The 20,890-nt window shown below is 43.9% G+C and carries 19 protein-coding genes; 2 read left to right on the top strand and 17 right to left on the bottom strand.

Annotated features, from left to right (window positions below; genetic code table 11):
• Nucleotides 1-231 precede the first annotated feature (231 nt).
• The 15 genes from SWH54_10660 to SWH54_10590 all read right to left on the bottom strand — a co-directional run bounded on the left by SWH54_10660 (nt 232) and on the right by SWH54_10590 (nt 15,269).
• Nucleotides 232-999 carry an RDD family protein gene (locus tag SWH54_10660; protein MDY6791715.1) on the bottom strand — a complete coding sequence of 256 codons (768 nt, stop codon included), beginning with the start codon at nt 997-999 and terminating at the stop codon, nt 232-234.
• A complete protein-coding gene (locus SWH54_10655) occupies nt 996-2,000 on the bottom strand; it encodes a stage II sporulation protein M (GenBank protein MDY6791714.1) in 1,005 nt (334 codons plus the stop codon). The genes SWH54_10660 and SWH54_10655 overlap by 4 nt, the downstream gene beginning before the upstream one ends.
• A 6-nt stretch (nt 2,001-2,006) precedes the next feature.
• Nucleotides 2,007-3,371 (bottom strand): DUF58 domain-containing protein, encoded by a 1,365-nt coding sequence (locus SWH54_10650; protein MDY6791713.1) that lies wholly within the window; start codon nt 3,369-3,371, stop codon nt 2,007-2,009.
• Nucleotides 3,368-4,333 (bottom strand): MoxR family ATPase, encoded by a 966-nt coding sequence (locus tag SWH54_10645; protein ID MDY6791712.1) that lies wholly within the window; start codon nt 4,331-4,333, stop codon nt 3,368-3,370. The genes SWH54_10650 and SWH54_10645 overlap by 4 nt, the downstream gene beginning before the upstream one ends.
• Before the next feature lie 2 nt (nt 4,334-4,335).
• Entirely contained in the window at nt 4,336-5,514 is a 1,179-nt protein-coding gene (locus SWH54_10640; protein MDY6791711.1) for a DUF4350 domain-containing protein, read from the bottom strand.
• Between the two features lie 31 nt (nt 5,515-5,545).
• On the bottom strand, nt 5,546-7,216 hold the full coding sequence (locus SWH54_10635; protein ID MDY6791710.1) for a hypothetical protein: 1,671 nt from the start codon (nt 7,214-7,216) through the stop codon (nt 5,546-5,548).
• A gap of 48 nt (nt 7,217-7,264) precedes the next feature.
• Nucleotides 7,265-7,588 (bottom strand): rhomboid family protein, encoded by a 324-nt coding sequence (locus SWH54_10630; GenBank protein ID MDY6791709.1) that lies wholly within the window; start codon nt 7,586-7,588, stop codon nt 7,265-7,267.
• A 5-nt stretch (nt 7,589-7,593) separates the two neighbouring features.
• The gene (locus tag SWH54_10625) at nt 7,594-8,571 is read right to left on the bottom strand and encodes a hypothetical protein (protein MDY6791708.1); all 978 of its coding nucleotides are present in this window, start codon (nt 8,569-8,571) and stop codon (nt 7,594-7,596) included.
• A 149-nt stretch (nt 8,572-8,720) separates the two neighbouring features.
• The gene (locus tag SWH54_10620; GenBank protein ID MDY6791707.1) at nt 8,721-9,281 is read right to left on the bottom strand and encodes a hypothetical protein; all 561 of its coding nucleotides are present in this window, start codon (nt 9,279-9,281) and stop codon (nt 8,721-8,723) included.
• A gap of 15 nt (nt 9,282-9,296) precedes the next feature.
• A complete protein-coding gene (locus tag SWH54_10615) occupies nt 9,297-10,073 on the bottom strand; it encodes an RDD family protein (protein ID MDY6791706.1) in 777 nt (258 codons plus the stop codon).
• Between the two features lie 352 nt (nt 10,074-10,425).
• On the bottom strand, nt 10,426-11,202 hold the full coding sequence (locus SWH54_10610) for an amino acid ABC transporter ATP-binding protein (GenBank protein ID MDY6791705.1): 777 nt from the start codon (nt 11,200-11,202) through the stop codon (nt 10,426-10,428).
• 50 nt (nt 11,203-11,252) lie between these two features.
• Nucleotides 11,253-12,341 (bottom strand): amino acid ABC transporter permease, encoded by a 1,089-nt coding sequence (locus SWH54_10605; GenBank protein MDY6791704.1) that lies wholly within the window; start codon nt 12,339-12,341, stop codon nt 11,253-11,255.
• A gap of 25 nt (nt 12,342-12,366) precedes the next feature.
• The gene (locus SWH54_10600; GenBank protein MDY6791703.1) at nt 12,367-13,563 is read right to left on the bottom strand and encodes an amino acid ABC transporter permease; all 1,197 of its coding nucleotides are present in this window, start codon (nt 13,561-13,563) and stop codon (nt 12,367-12,369) included.
• Nucleotides 13,564-13,683: 120 nt separating this feature from the next.
• Complete coding sequence (locus SWH54_10595; GenBank protein MDY6791702.1) at nt 13,684-14,703, bottom strand: amino acid ABC transporter substrate-binding protein; 1,020 nt, start codon at nt 14,701-14,703, stop codon at nt 13,684-13,686.
• A gap of 200 nt (nt 14,704-14,903) precedes the next feature.
• Nucleotides 14,904-15,269: a PilZ domain-containing protein gene (locus tag SWH54_10590; GenBank protein MDY6791701.1), complete on the bottom strand. Its 366-nt coding sequence runs from the start codon at nt 15,267-15,269 to the stop codon at nt 14,904-14,906.
• 312 nt (nt 15,270-15,581) lie between these two features.
• On the opposite strand from SWH54_10590, the gene SWH54_10585 reads away from it, so the two are divergent.
• On the top strand, nt 15,582-17,039 hold the full coding sequence (locus SWH54_10585; protein MDY6791700.1) for a potassium transporter TrkG: 1,458 nt from the start codon (nt 15,582-15,584) through the stop codon (nt 17,037-17,039).
• Nucleotides 17,040-17,043: 4 nt separating this feature from the next.
• Here SWH54_10585 and trkA read toward each other — a convergent pair whose 3' ends face one another.
• Entirely contained in the window at nt 17,044-18,450 is a 1,407-nt protein-coding gene (gene trkA / locus SWH54_10580) for a Trk system potassium transporter TrkA (GenBank protein MDY6791699.1), read from the bottom strand.
• Between the two features lie 206 nt (nt 18,451-18,656).
• Entirely contained in the window at nt 18,657-19,511 is an 855-nt protein-coding gene (locus tag SWH54_10575) for a LysR substrate-binding domain-containing protein (GenBank protein MDY6791698.1), read from the bottom strand.
• 279 nt (nt 19,512-19,790) lie between these two features.
• Between SWH54_10575 and dapB the strand changes: the two genes are divergently transcribed.
• Nucleotides 19,791-20,591: a 4-hydroxy-tetrahydrodipicolinate reductase gene (dapB, locus tag SWH54_10570; protein MDY6791697.1), complete on the top strand. Its 801-nt coding sequence runs from the start codon at nt 19,791-19,793 to the stop codon at nt 20,589-20,591.
• Nucleotides 20,592-20,890 lie beyond the last annotated feature (299 nt).

The following is a 20,890-nucleotide window of genomic DNA, read 5'->3' as shown; positions in this document are numbered from 1 at the left end:
TGGATTTTGGTCACAGAATCAGCGCTGTTACCTTTAATCCAAAAGGAGCATTTTTTAAATACTCAGCATAGCTTTTGCCATTCTCCCCAGCTTAGCTGGGGGTTTAGCTCTGTAATTATAAATATCGGGTCACTCCACACAGTATAGCTTGATATCGGCTGGAGAAAAAATTTTTAAGCCTCGGAGCGACTACAAAAGTGACAATATTTCCAAATGCGGTCATCATGTTGTCTACGCTTTTGTTCTGTATAATGCATCGACCACATTGCGAACATACTGTTCATCGGAAATTCCGTCAGTGGCTTCTTGGGGAAATTCAACAACGGTTCTGAAATGATATACGATATCACCAAAAAGTTCAATACGCGCAACAGGTTCCAGTTCATCACGCCGCATGATTGCCTGGAGTGCAATGCCGGCCTCCTGGGGAGATACCCGCTGGCGCAACCGTGCTTCCAAATGCGGATACTCACGAAAAGAATTATATTTTCCTTCAAGGAGTTGATCCAGGTCCGGTTTTGACACCGACGGGTTCCAAACCACAATCGTATTGGCAGCAAAATCTCCCAACCTCTGGGCTCTCTGGCTTATCAGACACGCCATTCCACCTACCAGGTAAAAAACCGGCAGGCTGTCCACAAAACGAAGGAGGTTTCGAATCACAACCTGGCTGAATTGAAGACTCAATCCCTGCTCATCCATTACCCTAAGCTTAAGAAGTCGTTTCCCCAATGTCTGCCCCTGCCAGTGCCATTCGGTGACAATACCATACCCGATGGAAACGACGAAATAAGATAGCATACTGGCTGCCATGGCAATATCTCTGCTGATAATACCAATCATTCCCAGAATCACATTTAACATCGAGGAGATCACGGAAATGGCGGCAAGATCGATTGCCCATCCCATAAAACGGGTCACCGGTCCGGCAAGTTGCAGGGAAAACACCACGCCCTCAGGTGTTCTTATGTTTAACGTGTTCGCCTTGTGATGGCTCATAATGTCTTTTCTTTCCTCTTCTCACCTGATTTTGCTAAAAACAGTGCCAACATCAATAGTTCAATTGCCCCGAACCCAATTTTAACCGTATAAGGAATGACCGGCTCGTGATACTGGGAAAAAAAGGCTTCAACGATTCCTGCCCAAACCAGCAGAATGGCTACTCCGAAAATAAGAGTCACCAAATCGTTGGATACTTCTCTTAGACGGTTTCTCAGCGTTAAAGGTTTTCCCCACCCGATAAGCGATCCGGCAAGTACCAGGCCTGCCTGACCGGCAAGAAGAATTGCCGGTATTTCGACTGAGCCATGAGGCAGCAACCAACCGAACAGAAACCAGGTTTCCCCTGCCATGATATAGTCAATTGCAATGGCTCCAAGGATCACTCCATTATAAAACAGCATGATGATCGTGCCTATTCCGTAAGTCATTCCCAGTGCCAGTGTGAAGATTGAAACTTTGGTGTTATGCGTCATAAGAAAGGATGAAAATGATGTTTTTCTTCCTTGAAGCCGGTCATTATCGGCGTTTTCTTCTTTTGCCACTCTCTCGGAAGGGTCGCCCTTAAGGTGGGAAAACCCGATCAGCGCTTCTTTGGCATCCGAATCTATTAAGATGGCAAAACCACCAAGAGTAAGACCAATGAGCATTGCCAACAGAGAAATCCCAAACGCCCGGATGTGTCTGCGAAAAGTCCGTGGAAAAGAAGTAAAAAACCAGTGTAAGGGATTCAGACGATGGGGTTTTTCACGCGTCTCATGTATTTCTCCGTAAGCCCTCCCCACCAGTGATTCAACATACCTGCGCATATTCGGTTCTGAAGAAAAAGTTGCCAGCTTTGCCAGGTCGGCTGATGCTCGTTGATACAGATAATGAAACCGTTTAAGTCTGGCAAGATCCAGCTTGATTCCCGGGCCTTTTTCGACCTCGTTTAAAAAACCCTCGAGTTCATCCCAGTATGGTTTTTCTTCTTTAATAAATTTTCTTAAATCGATTATCATGCGAACTCACAAAATCTGCCTTTTCTTGACGGATAGATATTTGGCTATCAGTTCTGCACACATGGCTTCATCTTCCAGCATGGAAAAATCTGCTCCCAGCCGTCGGAAAACCTTCCCTGTTTGCTGCAGATTTTGCCATAATATGTGCCCGCCGAGTTTTTGGTATAGTTCATCGACGGATTTTATCGGGGAATCAGAAAATAAAGGCTTTGCACCGGCAGGCCTCATCATATTCACTAAAACCAGATGCCTGCGGCTGATAATATCAATGTTTTTGGAAAAACTTTGTGCCAGAACAGGATCGTCCAGATTGGTTAAAAAAAGAAGTAAGGATCGACGCCTGATCCTGGTGCCGATAAAGGTAAAAAGTTCACTGAATTCAGGTGATACACTTTTGGGCTGCAAAGTGTATAACATGTCCCGGCAGGTATTAAAATGCGCTCTGCCGTTTTTCGCTCCGGCGAATCCTCGTACCCTGTCATCAAACAGTAAAATGCCGAATAAATCGCCCTGTCTTTCCGCAGCCAGTCCCAGGACAAGGGCGGCGGTGACGTAACGTTCCAAAATAGTAGTAAAAAACAAACCATCCTCTTGGCCGGATGCGTTTGTATCTCTGGGGGAATATGCCTGTCGTGCACTCAATCGTGATGCATCAATAATTACATACACCATCCGAGTTCGTTCTAGCTGGAAAACCTTGGTAATGGGTTGGCCCCTCTTTGCCGTTGCCTTCCAGTGTATATCTTCATAACTGTCCCCCGGAATGTACTCTCTTAATTGTTCAAAATCCCGTCCTTTTCCCACCTGCCGCTGGGAATGAACCCCGAGTCCTTTGTTGAGAAAAAATGCGCTTAAGTTTTTCCTTTCAACAAGCAGGTTGGGGTAAACGCGAATCTCTGCACTTATGGATGATATTCCGCGAATCGCCCAGAAACCAAAGTTGGACCGTGTTTCCAGATAACACTTGTCCAGATTGTATTTCCCCTGCTTCAAACCTTTGCATGGCCACTGAATGGTTGAATAAAGAGTTTGTTTGGGTAAATGGGTGATAAGTTCCTGGTGCCGGGAGTAAATCTCTGCAGGAAATCCCAGAGACAGTCTTAGGGGTCTGGACTGCATCCTCTCATTTTTAATATGCAGCACAAGCTCTCCTTCTTTCCCGGTGGAAAGCCTCACCAGGTCAGGAAGCTCAACCTGAATGCCCGAAAGATTACCAAAAGACAAAGCGCCATCTGCCGCTGCAATCACCACCAGTATTAAAGCGGCGCCTATGGAAAGAAATATGCTCGAAGGTACCACCGCGGCAAGAATTGAAAACGGCAAAAAGACCGCTGCAATCCAAAAAAGAAGTCTGAATGTTGGAACCATCATCTGGGCACCGCAATATCTTTTAAAATGGCTTCAATCACTTCCCTTACCGTCAGTCCCTCAATTTCATATTCCGGCCTGAGAATCAGGCGATGCTCCAACACCGGCACCGCCATCGATTTAATATCATCGGGAGTTACAAAATCACGCCCTCCAATTGCAGCCAAAGTACGACTGGCCAGGAGCAAAGACTGCGTGGCACGGGGGCCTGCGCCCACCATGACACTCTGGTACTTTCTGGTCTTTCTGATGATATCAACGATATAGGTAATCAGCTCCTCCTTTACCAGAATGCCTTCGAGAGATGACCGCAGTTTCAATAATACTTCCGGGGTTAATATTTGGTTTACCGTTCCACCGGACAGAATTGCTTCAGGAGAATCCTTGCCAAGCATCCGTTTGGCCAGTGTAAGCTCATCTTCCCGCTTTGGATGATTCATGGTAATTTTAAGCATGAATCTGTCCTTTTGTGCCTCCGGCAAGGGGTAGGTTCCCTCGTATTCAATCGGATTTTGAGTGGCAAAAACAGTAAAATTTTCCGGCAGTCGATGGGTCTTTCTGTCAATGGTAACTGTGCGCTCCTGCATGGCCTGAAGCAATGCGGACTGGGTTTTTGCCGGCGCGCGATTTATTTCGTCTGCCAGCAGAAAAGTCGTAAAAACAGGACCCTTGACTAGGGAAAACATATCTTTTTGCAGGTTAAAAACATGGGTGCCGGTAATATCCGTAGGCATCAGATCGGGGGTAAACTGTATTCTGGCAAAATCGCATTTCATCACGTGTGCCAGTGTTCTTACCAGAAGTGTTTTTGCCACGCCGGGAACGCCTTCTATCAGGGCATGTGTGCCGGAAAATATGGCAATCAAGCTCTGGTCCACAATGTCTTCGTAACCGATGATCACTTTGGCGACCTGGGCTTTTATGCCTATCAATGCTTTCTTCAAAACTTCAGTATTTTCCTTCATAATTATTTTCCTTGTGATAGTATCTCGATGATTGTTTTATACCCCTTTACAGGATGTTGATTTTTTTTCGCCCTTTGCTCTCTTGTTTCGACAATCGCTCTGATTCGCTCTAGTTTATCAGAATTAACCATTGCTCCCTGCGATATCGACTTTTCCCATTCCTCAACACAGACCTTTAGAATATTTCTTTTGGGGATATTTTTTCGCAACAGACTCACCAGCCCCTGAGTATAATCTCTATCTGAAGCAAAGCTTTCCTGGTTTTCCTTATTTTTATCCTCAGGCGGTTGCACAAAGCTAACCGAATTTTTCCAAACAAACAAAATGGCCAACAAAACGATTCCGGCTACAAACCAGTGAAACCTGTATTTTCTGACAAAATAAACAACGCCATAACTCTGTTGAATCCCCAAATGGGTCTCATCAAAAACGGCTTTTGAATTTATCCCCATAAAGTAGGCCAGCAGTTCAGGATGCCTCTGGTCACGAAGCGCTTCATTGCTGAAGAAATATGAGTCTGCAGAAAGCACAATGGTTCCTTTGCCGAACTTTCTTTCAATAAGGACAGCATGGTCGCCTGTAGCATAAACCACTTTCCAGGAATCGGAAAGGTCGGTGAAATACTTGATGGTATGCATGACGGCAGGAGTCTGTAAGGCTAAAACATTTGATTCGGCTTTAAAGATCTTGTTATTATTTTTTTCTTCCGCTATATCATATCCGATAGTTACGCCCCAGCGCTCGGCCAGGGAAACAAACTGGTCCTCTGTTGGCCGACACTTATCTTTCTCTTCTGTTAAACTGTCTTTTGGTGTATTTGCTGAAGTATTCTCTTTGCCTAAAGGCTTTAGCGGATTTTTCATGGTGGGGAAAAAGGCAATGACCAGACGCCCACCACTTCTTGCTATACGTTCAAAGGATTTAAGCAGTTCTTGTTGAACCGAATCTGAATCGAATATCTTTGCTCCCAGATAGAAAAAAGTCACCCTCTGGCTTGTTTCCAGCTTTGACACAGGACGGTAATTACGTTCAGCAGTGATATGATTAATATTATTCAGACTCTGGTAAAATGCTTTTGCTCCTAAAGGATCGCTGCGTAAAGAGGAATAAGGAGGATAAACATCACCTGCTTCAAAACGAAGCAGGAAAAGATGAATCACCCCCATTAAGAACATCGCCATTAACAAGACTGAGCATACAAACTGTAATTTCTTATTTTTCCGCAAGGGCCATTATCCTTTCCAACGTTGCCGCAAAGCTGTTTAGATCAGATGTGGTTATATGATACATGCCGTACCAGACCCTGTCAAAAAAGGATACTAGTGTAGAAAATGCCGCCAAAATTTCTTTTTTTTCATAGGCACGTCTTTTAAGCTCTGTTTCATAATCCAAGTTCGATTTATAAATTTCTATGGTGATCATCTCCTTATCGGCCAGATACGAGAGTGCCGCCAGATAAAAAGCGCGCATGGCCAGACGCAGGGACCCTTTAGCGGCAAATTCCCCGGCCAGGTTCAACCACCGGTTTGCCGGAAGATCATCCGCCCTTATGCCTTCATCTTCAAGATCCGGAGTCGGGGCCACAGGTTCTATGACTGATTCAACCACAGGGGAATGATGTTTTTTCAAAATCCTAAAGAATAAATACCCAAGAATCATACCCAAAACAGCAAGGAGAATAATAAGGAATAAGCGTGTGGAGTAAATCCAGTCTTTGGTTGACGGATCTGTGCCGGGCTTCCTGTCCGGCAACAGTTTGGCTAACCAGTCTGCAATTCTCTTTACCAAGCCCTTTACAGCCTTAAACCCTTTTCCGAGCAGGTCACCCACCCATTTAAAAACCACTGATAGAGGGCCCGACCCATCTTCCTCTTTTTCTTTAAGATTTTCATGGGGCATTCTCCAGGAAAATTCCCGTTTGTTCATCACCTCGTCAATGGAACGGTTCAATTCATCCGGGGATAGCGAAATGGAAGCACTCGGATCATCCATATAATGGGGTGGTACCTGTCGGGCTTCGGCAACATTAAAATATGTTGCAAAAATAATGAAGGTCAAGATCGCCACCAGGCCCTTTCCTGGAACTGTAAATTTATTCAATTCAAGGCGAATATCTTCCCCGGTTGTCAAAGACTCACCATAAAAGCATCTGAGCATATAAGCCGCCTTAACAAGCGGATCCATACATAAGTAGGTAATCCCAATTGTTGCCACCAGAAAGGTTGAATTAAAAAAGTTCATCCCACTTAAGGTAAATATGGTCTCAAAACCGACAAATTTTTTTAAAATATACGGAAGAATAAAAATGGTTGCTGCCAGATTTATAAACAGTATTAAAGCAAAGGCTAAAAAAACGAGTAGTAAAATGTGATTTTGCTTTGGCCACAGATTGGCAAGCTTCAAGGATTTTTTGCATATTGTTTTTATATCATTTTCTGGGGAAAATGCCTGTGCGGTGGCATTCTGATAAAACGCAAAACACCAGGCAAAAGGAATTGCCATAATTAAGGCAAGCGGAAGTATTAAAAAGGAGGAAGAATGAATAAATGTCTGGGTTGCTACAAGATTAACCATACGGCCAAGAGACCACGAACCTGATCGTGCACCTAAAATTTGCGCTCGCATTTTTGCTGCAAAAACAGCGTGCCAGCATTTCATCCAGATAAAAAGAAAAGCAAGTCCAAGCGCGGACACGGCACAATACTCCGGGGCAAAAGCGCTGTTGCTCATATCCCCCCAGAAGTAAAGAAAGCCTAAAACAAACGGCATGCTTCCGATGTAATAGCTGGAAAGAAGACCGGCCGGTGAAAGTCTCAGCAGATGGACCGACTCCTCCAAAATCCTGATTGCGCTTTTGCGTTGTTTTCCCGTTGGCCGTTTCATGTTTAACGTTCGCTCAGTTACGCCTAGACTGAAAGATTAAATTTACATTTAATCCCACCACCCGGTTTGCCATATCGTTCCCTCGTGAAAAGAAGACGGAAGTCCAAGAAGGGCCTGGCCAAGGTAATAAAAAAACATCCATATAACCATCCCACCTGCCAGAAACTGTATCATCCTGACCAATCGGTAAAATCTAAACGGCCGGACTAAATCCTGGTGATGTAATTTTGTAAGGCACGAAGCACAAAGCACACGGTCTTCGTGCTCGGTAATACATTCCCTGCAGAAATAACGCCGGCATTGAGGACACCGGGCCACAGCTTCCCGATCCCGGTGATTATTACATCGCTGATGAGCCAGGTTCTCCATCATTGGATTTATCCCCTCCTTGAAATAATCAGGCCTGATAAACCAAGAATTAAAGAGCTGCATATGGAAAATATATAAAAAGCCATCAGCATAAAACTATCTCCGGGTGACATCCGCGACATGGCTTTAATCAGTTCCCACTGACTATGTGACATTTCCGGGTGACGAAAAATAACCACAAAGTAAAAAATATATCCGATAACAATATTTAAGCATAAATAGGAAAATGCTGCCCAGGTGATCATACGCATAGAACTTTTCAGATTGCTTCTGTGCTGTCTGACAAGTGCCATAATCACCATGATACAGGCCGCCATGGCGATGATGGTTTCCATCAGGGTTATGGTGACATGATTATAAAAGAAATCCAAATAAGTCACCAGACCATCTAAAATCAGTATCGCAAATAAGATCCGATGCACCTTCATTCCGATCTGGCGGGTGGAGAGGTCTATGGTGTCATTACCGACTGAAGGTCTAATGGCTGTTGAAGTTTTTAGTTCCTCTTCTCCGATGTCCCCCCTGGCAAGTTTCCCCTGGGACTTTTCAACAACTTGCCTTAACCTGCTCATTATTTTTTTTGCGGTTTTTAGTCGATATAAAGAATGCAGTTTCTCGGTCTGTACGGCTGTTTGCAAATGGGAGACGCAAGTGGGGCCCCTTATCCAGTTAATTACCAGAAAAATGGCCATTAAACCGGCTATACCCCAGTTTAGGACCGGCCAATCCCCTTTTAAGTACAGTGCCAAAAAAGAAAAAAGAATACAGAAAATAGATAAAATCAGGTTCTGAATTATCCCGGTAACTGTTTTTCGTGTAATAACCGCCTGAATATCTTTATAGTAAAATCGCTTATAGTCTTCGATGCCGAACCGGGAAAAAATATACAGCAAATGATCATGCCCCATCCAGAGTTCATAATAACCGATAAGAAAATTTTTTTTCTTTCCTGGTAGCCTTGTGTATTCTTTTGAAGCGTTCGGCATGTGTTTATCCAGTAATAATTACCTTTTGCTTTTATCCATTTACCTAAATTTTACCACGGAGTTTCACGGAGACCCACTGAACTTTGGTTTTTTAGTATCTGTGAAATTTCCGTGAAAATCGGTGGTAAACATTTTCATGAACCACAACATCACAAAACCAGGCTGGCAAAAAAGAAAGTCCAGCCTACTATTTGAAGACCTGCAATGAGAAATGCCGCTATAAAACGAATCTTGGTTTTTCTTACGATGCTGCCGGGAGTTTTCCAATACCGGATTGTAATGAAAAGAGAGATGGGAGCCGTCAATATGGTAAGCCAAAATCCCAGCATGGGGACAACGGCTATCAGGAGCGCAATTTTGTCGTAACAGGTCCTTTGGTCTTCAAGGCTTTTTATTTTGCGTTTTGCCCTTCCTTTTTCCAGGCATGAAGGGCAAAGGTGTTTTTCATTTAGCTCGACATCACACAGATCGCATAAAAATCGCCCGCACAGGGAGCAGACAGTCACCGCTTTTTTTTGAGGATGATAAAAACAACTCGCCTCACTTTTCTCCAGCAGCACATCCCCGGATTTACCGGTGGGTATTGTCCTGAACATGGCAGGGAAAACATCAACACGCAAAAGTGATTTGCATGACGGACAGAGCACCAGTTCGTATCTGTTTAACATTTCCCTGCCCAATGAAGCGTTGCATTGTGTACATGAAATCACAGCCACCCCTTAACGCTATTTTCTTATCACCCGGGTTTCGCAAATCCGGTCATGAAGGGTCCGTTTCTCATCATCAAAAGCAGCCATCAGAAAACCGATTCCCAGAATCATTGAACTGATCCACTTGGCAAAATATCGTCCAAGTGCCCGGGAATAACTCACTTTCCCGCCATCAGGGGTAACTATCTTAATTTTACATGCCATTTTCCCGGGAGTTGCCCCAAACCTTCCCACAAACCAGATGTCGTAGGCCGCACTTATCACAAAAGAAAGAAGGGTTATAATCACCTGGCTAAAAATAAAAAAAGACATATCGGTAGAGTTTCCTGACATTGATGGCACTACTGCTGCAGTTATACCGCCAAATATGCCATAAACAAGCATTTGGACGACCCACAAAATAATTCCATCAATAAATATCGCTCCGAATCGAATCCAGAACCCAGCATAGTCCATAATACCGGCAACACTCATCCCTTCCTTGATCTTTTGAACAAACACCGGCTTGCAGCCCGCACACACTTTTGCGTTCTCAAAACTGATCATCTCATCTTCCGGGAATGTTTTGCCGCACTCAGAGCATACCGCCTGGCCTGCAGTCGCAGTATTCTGCAATGGCTGAGCACTGTTTTCTTTGTGCTTTACAATATTACCCAGCTCATCCCAGTCTTTCATCCCCTGCCGCCAAACCAGAGTTTGCATGTTAATTTTTTTATTTTTATACAACGATTTAAGTTCTTCTTGGCTGATCGGACCCATTTTGCGTTTGCCTTCTGCGTAATACCAATTCATGATACCATCCTTACTTATGAGATTTGATGATCTGGCAAAAAAATTGACTATATTGCATTCAAGTTCCTGCCTAATCCGATTGAGGCAGGCTCATCCACTCTGACAGTTTCTTCATCTAAAATAGAGCATATTTATAGAATATTACTATAAAATATTAAACCATATCTCATTGATATGATAGAAAATATAATTCATCGGCAGTACCGCTAATCAACATCCCATCGCTTTTTATGCAACGATTAATATTAAACCAACGAAGTTGTATGCAGGAGTCTTGAAGGTTTTTATGAAAAACACAGTCCAAAGGCCCCTTTATGCTGTATCGGCCTTTTTACAAAAAACCTAAATCGTTTTAATGAAGTATCTGGCTTAGGAAAAGCTTGGTTCGATCTTGCTGGGGGTTATCAAAAAATTCGTTCGGCGTATTTCCTTCTACGATTTTACCAAAATCCATGAACAGCACCCGGTGGGCAACGCTCTTGGCAAACCCCATTTCGTGAGTCACCACAATCATGGTCATTCCTTCTTGTGCCAGTTCAATCATAACGTCCAGCACTTCAGAAATCATTTCGGGATCAAGAGCAGAAGTCGGTTCATCAAATAACATGACTTTCGGATTCATGCAAAGGCTGCGCGCAATGGCTACGCGTTGCTGCTGACCGCCTGAAAGTTGGCCCGGATATTTCTTTGCCTGTTCGGCAATGTGCACCTTTTCCAGATAATGCATGGCTTCTTCTTCTGCCTCGGCTCTAGGTATTTTTCTAACCCAGATGGGGCCCAGGGTCAGGTTGTCAACGATGGTAAGGTGGGGAAAAAGATTGAAATGCTGAAAAACCATGCCGACTTCTGTTCGTATCTTTTCAATATTTTTTATATTGTTGGTCAGCTCCACGCCATCAACAATAATACGCCCTTTTTGATGCTCCTCTATGCGATTGATACAACGGATCAGAGTCGATTTCCCCGACCCCGACGGCCCGCATATCACGATTCGCTCCCCTTTACCCACGTCTAAATCAATGCCTTGAAGCACATGGAAATCGCCGTACCACTTGTGCATCTTGATGATTTCTATGATTTTTTCATCAAATAATTGGGGTTCTGCAGTTGTTGATAATGTTTCGTTCATGTAATTTTCTCCAGATGTTATCAAACCTTATACGCCAATTTCATGCTCTCTTAGGTGGACAGGTCTCTTTCCAGCTTGCGACTGTAATTTGACATGAAAAAACAACATATAAAATAAATCAGGGCAATAAAAATATAAGCTTCTGAGGAAAATCCCATCCATTCCGGATCAGAGAGGCGGGATTGTGTGGTCTTCAGCAGGTCATACAATCCAATAATGACCACCAGGGATGTGTCCTTGAAAGCGGAGATCAGCTGACTGACCGTAGGCGGGATGACTATTTTCAACGCCTGGGGAAGTATCACCAACCGCATGGTCTGGTAATAATTCAGCCCGATAGACTCTGCAGCCTCGTACTGCCCTTTGCTCATCCCCTGAAGTCCGCCCCGAACCACTTCAGCAATATAAGCCGCGGTAAATAAAATGATGGCCACCTGCGCCCGGACAATCATATTGATTGTCATACCTTCGGGTAAAAACAGCGGGAATACCACCGAGGACATAAACAGCAGGGTTATCAACGGCACTCCACGGATGAGTTCGATATAAACGATACAAATCGTCCTGATGGCAGGCATCTTGGATTGGCGACCCAGGGCAAATAAGACACCTAAAGGATATGCGGCTGTCAGTCCGAAAACAGAAAAAAGAAGTGTGAGCGGCAATCCCCCCCATTGATCGCTTTCTACCGATGTCAGTCCAAACAGCCCACCTTTCATCAACAGTCCCATGATTAAAAGACCGATAATCCACGCGTAAGCCAGGGGTTTTTTCCAGTGGTTTCGGTTCTGGCTGTAATACAGAAGCCCCACCAGTAGAATCATGGCCACTAAAGGGCGCCACTGCAACTCATAGGGAAAGAACCCGAATATAATGAACCGAATGTTTGCAGGGATGATAGACCAGCATGCCCCACTTGCCTCATGACATTCCGCTCCGGTGGTCGTCCATACACTGTCGATAAATGCCCATTGGATAAAAGACGGTACAACTTTCCAGAGAAAATACAGGGTCACAATGGTTAAGATTGAGTTGAACCAGCCATGGAAAAGATTTGCCTTTATCCATCCCAGGACTCCCACGCTGGTGACCGGTGGTTTTAAATCTTCCGTCTCTATATTATTAACTGTTTCTTCCATTGTCTAACCGTGATGCGACTTGCCCCTATCTTTCCACAAGTGCCACTTTTTTATTATACCAGTTCATAAATGCGGAGGTGCTCAGGCTGAAAAAAAGATACACCACCATCATCATTGCAATACCTTCTATGGCCTGGCCGGTCTGGTTGATGGTGGTCCCGGCCACAGAAACAAAATCCGGATACCCGATGGCAACTGCCAGGGAACTGTTTTTAGTGAGATTCAACATCTGACTGGTCAGAGGCGGAATGATCACCCGCAGAGCCTGGGGTAATATGACCAGGTTTAAGATTTGACCGGGTTTAAGGCCCATGGACATGGCGGCTTCCGTTTGCCCGTGACTGACCGATTGTATTCCGGCACGAACCGCTTCCGCTACAAACGCGGCAGTATAAAAAACCAAGCCCAGCAATAGCGCGGTAAATTCCGGGCTGATGTTCACGCCGCCTTTGAAATTAAATCCCGCAAGTACAGGAACATTCATCGCCGTTGGTGCGCCGGCCAGCCACCACACAATCACCGGAAGTCCGATAAGAATTCCTATGGATACACGTAATACAGGAAAAAGCTTCCCGGTTTTTTCCTGCCTTTTGCTTGCCCACCGGCGCAGCAGATAAACCAGGACACAACCGGCTAAAAAAGCCAGCGCTATGTATTTGTAGGCCGGATGCGACTGCGGAACGGCAAAAACCATTCCGCGGTTACTTAGAAAAAGGCCGGTAACCGGGCTCAAAGCCTGCCGCGGGGAGGGAAGGATTTCATAAAAAAATGCATACCAGAAAAAGAGTTGCAACAACACCGGTATATTCTGGAAAACCTCTATGTAAATGATGGCCAGTCTGGATACCAGCCAGTTGGTGGACAGACGGGCCACCCCAATGAACGTACCGAGTATAACGGTGAGAATGATCCCGATAAATGAAACAATTAGGGTGTTTATAAACCCCACGATAAGAGCGCGGGCATAGGTATCTGCCGCCGAATAGGATATTAACGACTCACCGATTTCAAAAGAGGATTCCTTTTCCAGAAAACCCAGGCCGGTTGCAATCGCCTGTCTTTCAAGGTTTGCCATTGTGTTTGATAACAGATAATACCCAATAAACACCAGTATGAACATCATGCTCAACTGAAATACAATGGAACGCTTGGCAGGATCATTGAAAAATGGGACTTTTTCCGGTATGTTGTCTGCTGTGGTGCGGGTATCGATTTCTTGCATCGTTTATCTCTGATTAAAATTGCAATACCGATAAGTCATTTGCGGATTGTAAAACAGATGGTGACATTACTAAGCCGATAAGCTCGAATGTTGGGGAGCTTATCGGCTTTATCAGGTCGATTACTTAAACGGAGGAGAATACATTAAACCACCGTTTGTCCACAGGGCGTTCAGACCACGCTCAATACCCAGCTTTGTTTTTACACCCACATTCCGCTCAAATATCTCACCGTAATTACCCACCTGCTTAATGATATTATAAGCGTATTTTTCATCAAGCCCCAGGGCCTTTCCGTTTCCGGGGGAAACGCCCAAAAAGCGCTGAATCTTCGGGTCTTTGCTTTTGAGCATTTTCTTCACGTTTTTGGATGTAATGCCCATTTCCTCAGCATTGATCATGGCAAGTACAGAGTAGTTGACAATATCTTTCCACTGGTTGTCACCATGGCGAACAGCAGGAGCAAGGGGCTCCTTGGAAATAATCTCAGGCAAAATAATATAGGCTTTGGGGTTGGGGGCCACTGCCCGGGTACCAGCCAATTGAGAAGCATCAGATGTCAGGCAGTCACAACGTCCGGCAAAAAAAGCTTTGGCGAGCTCAGCCGTGTTTTCAATCACCACCGGTTTCATCTTCATTCCGTTTGCACGGAAGTAATCCGCCACATTCAGCTCGGTGGTTGTTCCCGGCAGAACGCATACTGTCGCGCCATCAAGCTCCTTGGCACTTTTTACACCCAGTTTCTTGGGGACAAGAAAGCCCTGACCGTCGTAATAGTTGACCTGGCAAAAATCGAGACCCAACGCAGTATCGCGTCCCAGAGTCTGGGTACAATTACGGGTCAACACGTCAATCTCACCGGACTGCAAAGCGGTAAAACGTGTTTTGGCTGTCAGCGGAGTGTATCTTACCTTATTCGCATCACCAAATACCGCAGCAGCAATGGCACGGGCCGTGTCCACATCAAGACCCCGCCATACTCCTTTTTCATCCGGTTTCCCAAAACCGAACAGATCACCGTTTACTCCGGCCTGGATAAACCCTTTTGCCCGGACATCAGCAAGGGTTCCTGCCATAGCCGTTCCTGCTCCAACAAGAACCAGAGCAACAGCTATCACCACACACAATCTAAACATTTTCATGCTCTCTCCTCCTTTTGCTTAATGTTTTGTTCGTAAAGATTGCACAGTTGCAATCTTCCATTACTCCATCCCCCAATGTAAAACGATTTTTATTAAAACAATCCATAAAAGATAAGGACTCAAGTTTGCAAAAAAGAGTATTTATGACCTGATTCGATAAAAAGGAAACTCCGTCTTTTCGGTTCTGCCTTGTTAATTATTTATAATTTTTTTTCTATTTTTAGCTCTACTCCAATGCCCTCTGTATTTTTCCAGACAACCGCACCTAAACACTTTGAGTTTTTTTCTGTTGAAAACGGAAGGGCCAAATTAAGCCATTGCCCAACAAAAAAATTATCATTGGTTTTTACAAAAACACCCGATATACTGTAATTTTTTACTTCCCCCTCGTAAAGCTGATCTTCAGTGGCATAAAAAATAGGCCCTTCAAAAAGTTTTCTTGGCTCCTTTCTTAATTCTTTTTTTATTTTCACAGCGTTCTCCCTTATTTTCTTTTTTGAAGGTATAGAAATTGAAACTTCATATGGAAAATTTAAGAAAGGTATGTTTGATATTACGATTAGCAAAAATCATCCTTCAGGTCAATAAAAGATATAAATAAAAATCCCAATCTTTTGTTATCATATTTCAGGTGATGTTAAACCGAATATATTGCATAGAGAAAAATCTCTGTTTTCATTCAACAATTGGAAAGCCGAATCACACTCATTTTTAAGGTGAGTCAAAACAATAAGTTTCCCCTGTGCCGAAATTTGAATTTAAAAATGTATTTATCCTGGCCCGTTTATTTGAAGGACTTTCAATTTTTTATTATATATGCTAAATTAATTGTTTATTTAAGCGGATTTATTTTCCCACTCTTTTAGATTTGAACGCCCATGCACTTTGCCTCAATCGCATATGTTCTGGGAACCTTATTGATGGTTACCGGCAGCTCAATGTCTCTGCCGGTAATATGTTCCCTGTATTATAATGATGGCGATCTCTTTTCTATTTTGATTTCCGCAATAATCATCTTTGCAATAGGACTTCCTTTTTGGTGGTTTTTCCGCAAAAATCACGATTTAAATACAAAAGACGGTATTTTCATTGTTGCCTTTGGATGGATTTTGATTTCAGCTGTTTCCGGCCTGCCTTTTATGATCTACGGAGCGATTCCTTCCTTTACCGATGCTTTTTTTGAAATGATGTCCGGGTACACCACCAGCGGCGCAACCATACTCACTGATATAGAAGCGGTCCCCCACGGACTTTTGTTTTGGCGAAGCGAGACCCATTTGCTGGGCGGTATGGGATTTTTAACCTTAACGGTCATATTTCTTCCTCACGGGATGGGGGGACTTCGTATATTTCGTGCAGAATCGAGTCCCGGTCAGGTGATTACCAAGGAAAAATTCATTCCCCGCAACAAAGATACCATGATCTGGCTGTGGGGCATATATCTGGCGTTGAACCTGTTAGAGACACTCTTATTATGTCTGGGCGGAATGTCTCTTTTTGATTCCCTGTGTCATTCTTTCGGAACGGTTTCCACTTCAGGATATTCACCCTATAATGCCAGTGTTGGGTTTTATAACAATGCTTATTTTGACTGGATAATTATTCTATTTATGTTTTTAGGCGGTATGACCTTTGTACTTTTTTATCAAATGTTGAAAGGAGACTGGCACGCATTCAAAATTAACACCGAATTTCGCTGGTATGTCGGTTTTTTGTTGTTTTTTTGCGGCATGGTTTCATGGATTTTATTCAAAGATCAAACTTACAGCAGCTTAGCGGATTCCATCAGATATGGAACATTCCAGGTGATGTCTATTTTAACCACCACCGGATTCACCACTGCCGATTACGAAAAATGGCCCCAGGCCGCGCAGATGTTTCTTTACGCGGTGTGTTTTATCGGAGCCTGCGCCGGTTCAACCACCAGCGGCATCAAGGTCGTCCATTACGTCATCATATGCAAATACATGGTTGCCTCGGTAAAGAAAATATTTTTGCAGCCCATGTCCGTGATGTCCATCCGTCTTAACCGGCGCCCCGTTGATTCTTCAATCGTCGACCTTGCCATCTGTTATTTTATCGTCAACATATTCATGGTGCTGGCTGGGGGTTGTTTTATGGTACTGGTAGATCATATGGACTATCTTACCGGCATGAGTTCCGTCATTGCCACACTGATGAATATCGGGCCGGGATTCGGGGCAGTGGGACCATCGGAAAATTACGCCCACATTTCTGATGTGGGGAAGTGGTTCCTATCCTGGAATATGCTGGTCGGCAGGGTGGAAATGTTTTCCGCGCTGGTAATATTCTACCCCTCATTTTGGAAGAAATAACATCTTAGGCTAAGAATAATTTACGCACGTCTTTTAAATGAAGCGACGTGCAGACAGCAATCACCCGTTCACCCCCATGGATATGGGTATCTCCCACCGCGGTTTGCCATTTGCCATCACGAAAGACACTTCCCACGATAATTTTTCCATAGAATGAAGGCGCCACTTTGGAAAGGGGCTTGCGCGTAATCGGAGAGTGTTGTGCAGCAACAATTTCAACCACTTCCGCATCAAATCCATGCAGGTGGGCCACGGAAAGCATTTCTCCTCTGCGAATGAATTTTAGAATTTCGTTTCCCGCCAGTATTTTTTTGTTCAAAGCGATATCCGATCCGGTAGTGGCGGCCAGTACCAGATAAGCCTCTTTATTAACCAATGAAATTGTTTTCCCCTGCTTTTCCTGCGAATCGGAATTCTGGGTATTCATCAGATGTTTCGCCAGCAGGCAACTCATAATATTGGTTTCATTTTCTCCAGTTGCGGTAATAAAAGTATCCATATCCAAAAGCCCTGCCGCTTCCAAGACACCGGCATCCGACCCATCGCCATGCAGCACCTCTGTGGCTTTTAGCATGAAGGATAATTCTTCGGCACGTTTTTCATCTTTTTCGATCAGTTTCACCTCAACGGTTTTCCCCAACAGCTCAGCCACACGGCTTCCCACCAAACCGCCTCCTAAAATCATCACCCGGTGACGACGGTGCTGTTTGACCCCTGTCATTTCCATTAACCGGGGCAGATCTTCGCTGGCGGCCATAATAAAAACCTGATCTTGAGGCAAAATCTCATGCTCGCCGCCCGGGATAATGGTGGTGATTCCTCGAGCAACGGCAACTAGCCTGAAAGGCAAATCATGATATATCTGAGAAATTTCTTTGAGTTTTTTATAAGCCAAAGGAGATTTTTCCTGAATACGGGTCGCCATGACCTGCATTTGCCCCTCGGCAATATCTATGATTTCATTTCCTGCGGTGCGCTTGATCATCCTCACAATCTCTTGAGCGGCCAACTCTTCCGGATGAATAAGCAAATCAATCTTTAAATCCCGGGCAGTTAAAATAGAATTTTCTTTACCAAACTCCATGGAACGAACCCTGGCAATCTTGCGCTGAATTCCAAAGCGATCGGCAATCATTGAAGATAACATATTCACCGCGTCATTATCCGTAACCGCAATGAGAAAATCCATACTTTCCGCACCGACTTCTTTCCAGCATTGGATGCTCATGGCATTCCCCTGAATCAACCTGGCATCCACATTGCCATCTGCATAGCGAATCAGCTTGCCATCCGACTCTATCACCGTAATCGCGTATCCTTCATGCACCAGTCGTTTGGCCAGATAAAACCCGACTCCGCCCAGTCCTAAAATCAAAATATTTTCAGATGATGTATTTTTTTTCCCAAACATAGATACAAACCAAAAAGTATTTATTACGCCCTTTGAAAAGCAGCCAAAAATAACATTCAAACAGGATTCGCCCTAAAACCGGATGATCAGAACGTAATTTTTCAAAACCTCATAATATTACACTAAAAAAATAATTAAAAAGCAATATTTTTCATAAAAACCGGCGTCCCAACAATCATATCATGGGTCATCTTTAACAAAAATGGTTACACATCCGTTTTTTCTCTAAAAGATTTGATGATATGCCCGGCAAAACAGTCGATAATTTCCGATGACATTTTTTTTGTTTTATGAAGGACAATATTTGAGACCGGCATCACCGGCAGGCCATCCTGTATGCCAACAATTTTCAAATCAGCGGGAACATTGCTGCGGATTAAGGGAGCAATGGCAAACCCCGCCCTAACCGCATCCAGCAATCCCGATATACTGCGGCTGACATATACAATTCTGTAATTTAACCCGGCTTTCTCCAACGCCTCTATTGCCCAGGTTCGAAATATACAATCGTCTTCAAACACGGCTAAGGAAATAATTTTATGCTTTTGCAGAATAAACCCTGGGTCAGCCACCCATACCACCGGATCATGGCAGATAACCATTCCACCATCACTGATCTGAGTGCAAATTCCAATATCAAGATCACCTGTGTCAATGGCTTCCTTAATCTTATCGCTGTTTTCACATCTCATTTCTACCACCACGTCAGGATAGAATGAGGCAAAACTGGCTAACAATCGAGGCAGTACCCCAGTCGTATAATGTTCAGGTGAACCAAACCTGATAAAACCCTCTAAATTGGGTTTTGACAAAGCACGAACCGCCTCATCATGCTCTTTTACAATTCGCATCGCATAGTCGATCAAAATTTTTCCTTTTCCGGTCAATTTGACTGTCTTGCCCATTCTATCAAACAGTTTTTCCCCAACTTCATCTTCAAGCCGCTTGATTTGCATACTTACAGCGGATTGCGAAAGATTGACTTGAGTTCCTGTTTTAGTGAAATTTTTTGCTTCGGCCAATGCAATAAAAGTTCTCAAATAATCGATTTGCAAATTCATGATCATCACAAATATTAATTGTTAATATAAAAATTATTCATTGGACAAATAGATTAAGCGTATATAATTTAACAGTCAAGGGCAAAATACTTCAGGGGCTCGGATTTTAATAATTCCCCAATCTTGCTTGTCCTTCAGTTCGTCTCCTGCGTTCGGGAAAAGGGTACATATTTCAATATGCTCCCTTTATCCTGCCTTGAACACGAGCTGAAAGTAAGCCCCATATTTGTGGAATTATTAAAATCCGAGACTATCATCCAAAAAAGAAGGAGATAAAAAATGACTATTAGAATCTGTATCGCTGGGGCCACGGGTTGGGTGGGTTCCGCTTTAACAAAAGCTGTTCACCAGGCAGAAGATCTGGTACTTTCAGGTGCTGTTTCCAGGTCAAACAAAGGAAAAACAATAGAAAAAGTTCTTAATCTTAAGGGTGCTGATGTCCTAATTTCCGGTTCTGTAAATGAGGCCTTACAAACAGGTTGCGATGTCATGGTGGAGTTTACCAAACCGGATGTTGCAAAACAAAATATATTTTCAGCTCTCGATTCAGGGGTTCATGTTGTGGTGGGAACCTCCGGGATAAGCGATGAAGATTACGCACAAATCCACAAAAAAGCCAAAAAGAAAAAACTGGGTGTACTTGCGGCAGGAAATTTTGCCCTAACCGCAGTGCTCCTGCAGAAGTTTGCCAAGATGGCAGCCGCTTGCATACCCCATTGGGAAATCATTGATTATGCGGGTTCCGGTAAAGTGGATGTACCAAGCGGCACAGCACTGGAACTAGCGAACCATCTCGGAAGCATAAGGGAATCCAGCCTGGATATCCCGACGGATCAACTCCATGGTCCTAAAGAGACCCGAGGCGCAAGATTAAACGGCTCCCAGGTTCATTCCATACGCCTACCCGGCTATGTCCTTTCAGCGGAAACCATCTTCGGAATGGAAGATCAGAAGCTTGTTATACGTCATGAAGCCGGTTCAAGTGCAATGCCTTACGTTGACGGGGCCATTCTTGCCATTAGGAAAGTCAATACATTCACAGGGCTTCAACGTGGTCTGGACACCATCATGGATATCTAAGCTAACCGTATTTTAGGTTTTTTCAAAGATACCAATTTATCGTGTTGATACTCCTAACTTATCAAAGAGATGATTAAGCTTGAAAAGGCCTCGATATATTGAGGTAAAACAGTTCTACAGCATGTTGTAGTATCAGATTGATATATATCATCTACTTACTCAATAAGTTCAAGGCAGTCTACTTGCTTTCATTCAGCCTTAATGATAATTGGTGTTATACATCTGCTTTTTGAAAAGAGAATCATCACCCAAACAAAATATACTGTTACATCGAATCAGGCCAGACAGAGTATTTGAGT

The sequence above is a fragment of the Thermodesulfobacteriota bacterium genome (assembly GCA_034189135.1).
GTDB lineage: Bacteria > Desulfobacterota > Desulfobacteria > Desulfobacterales > JAUWMJ01 > JAUWMJ01.
Note: the sequence above shows the minus strand (reverse complement) of the source record. Positions and strands in the feature narration are given on the sequence as shown.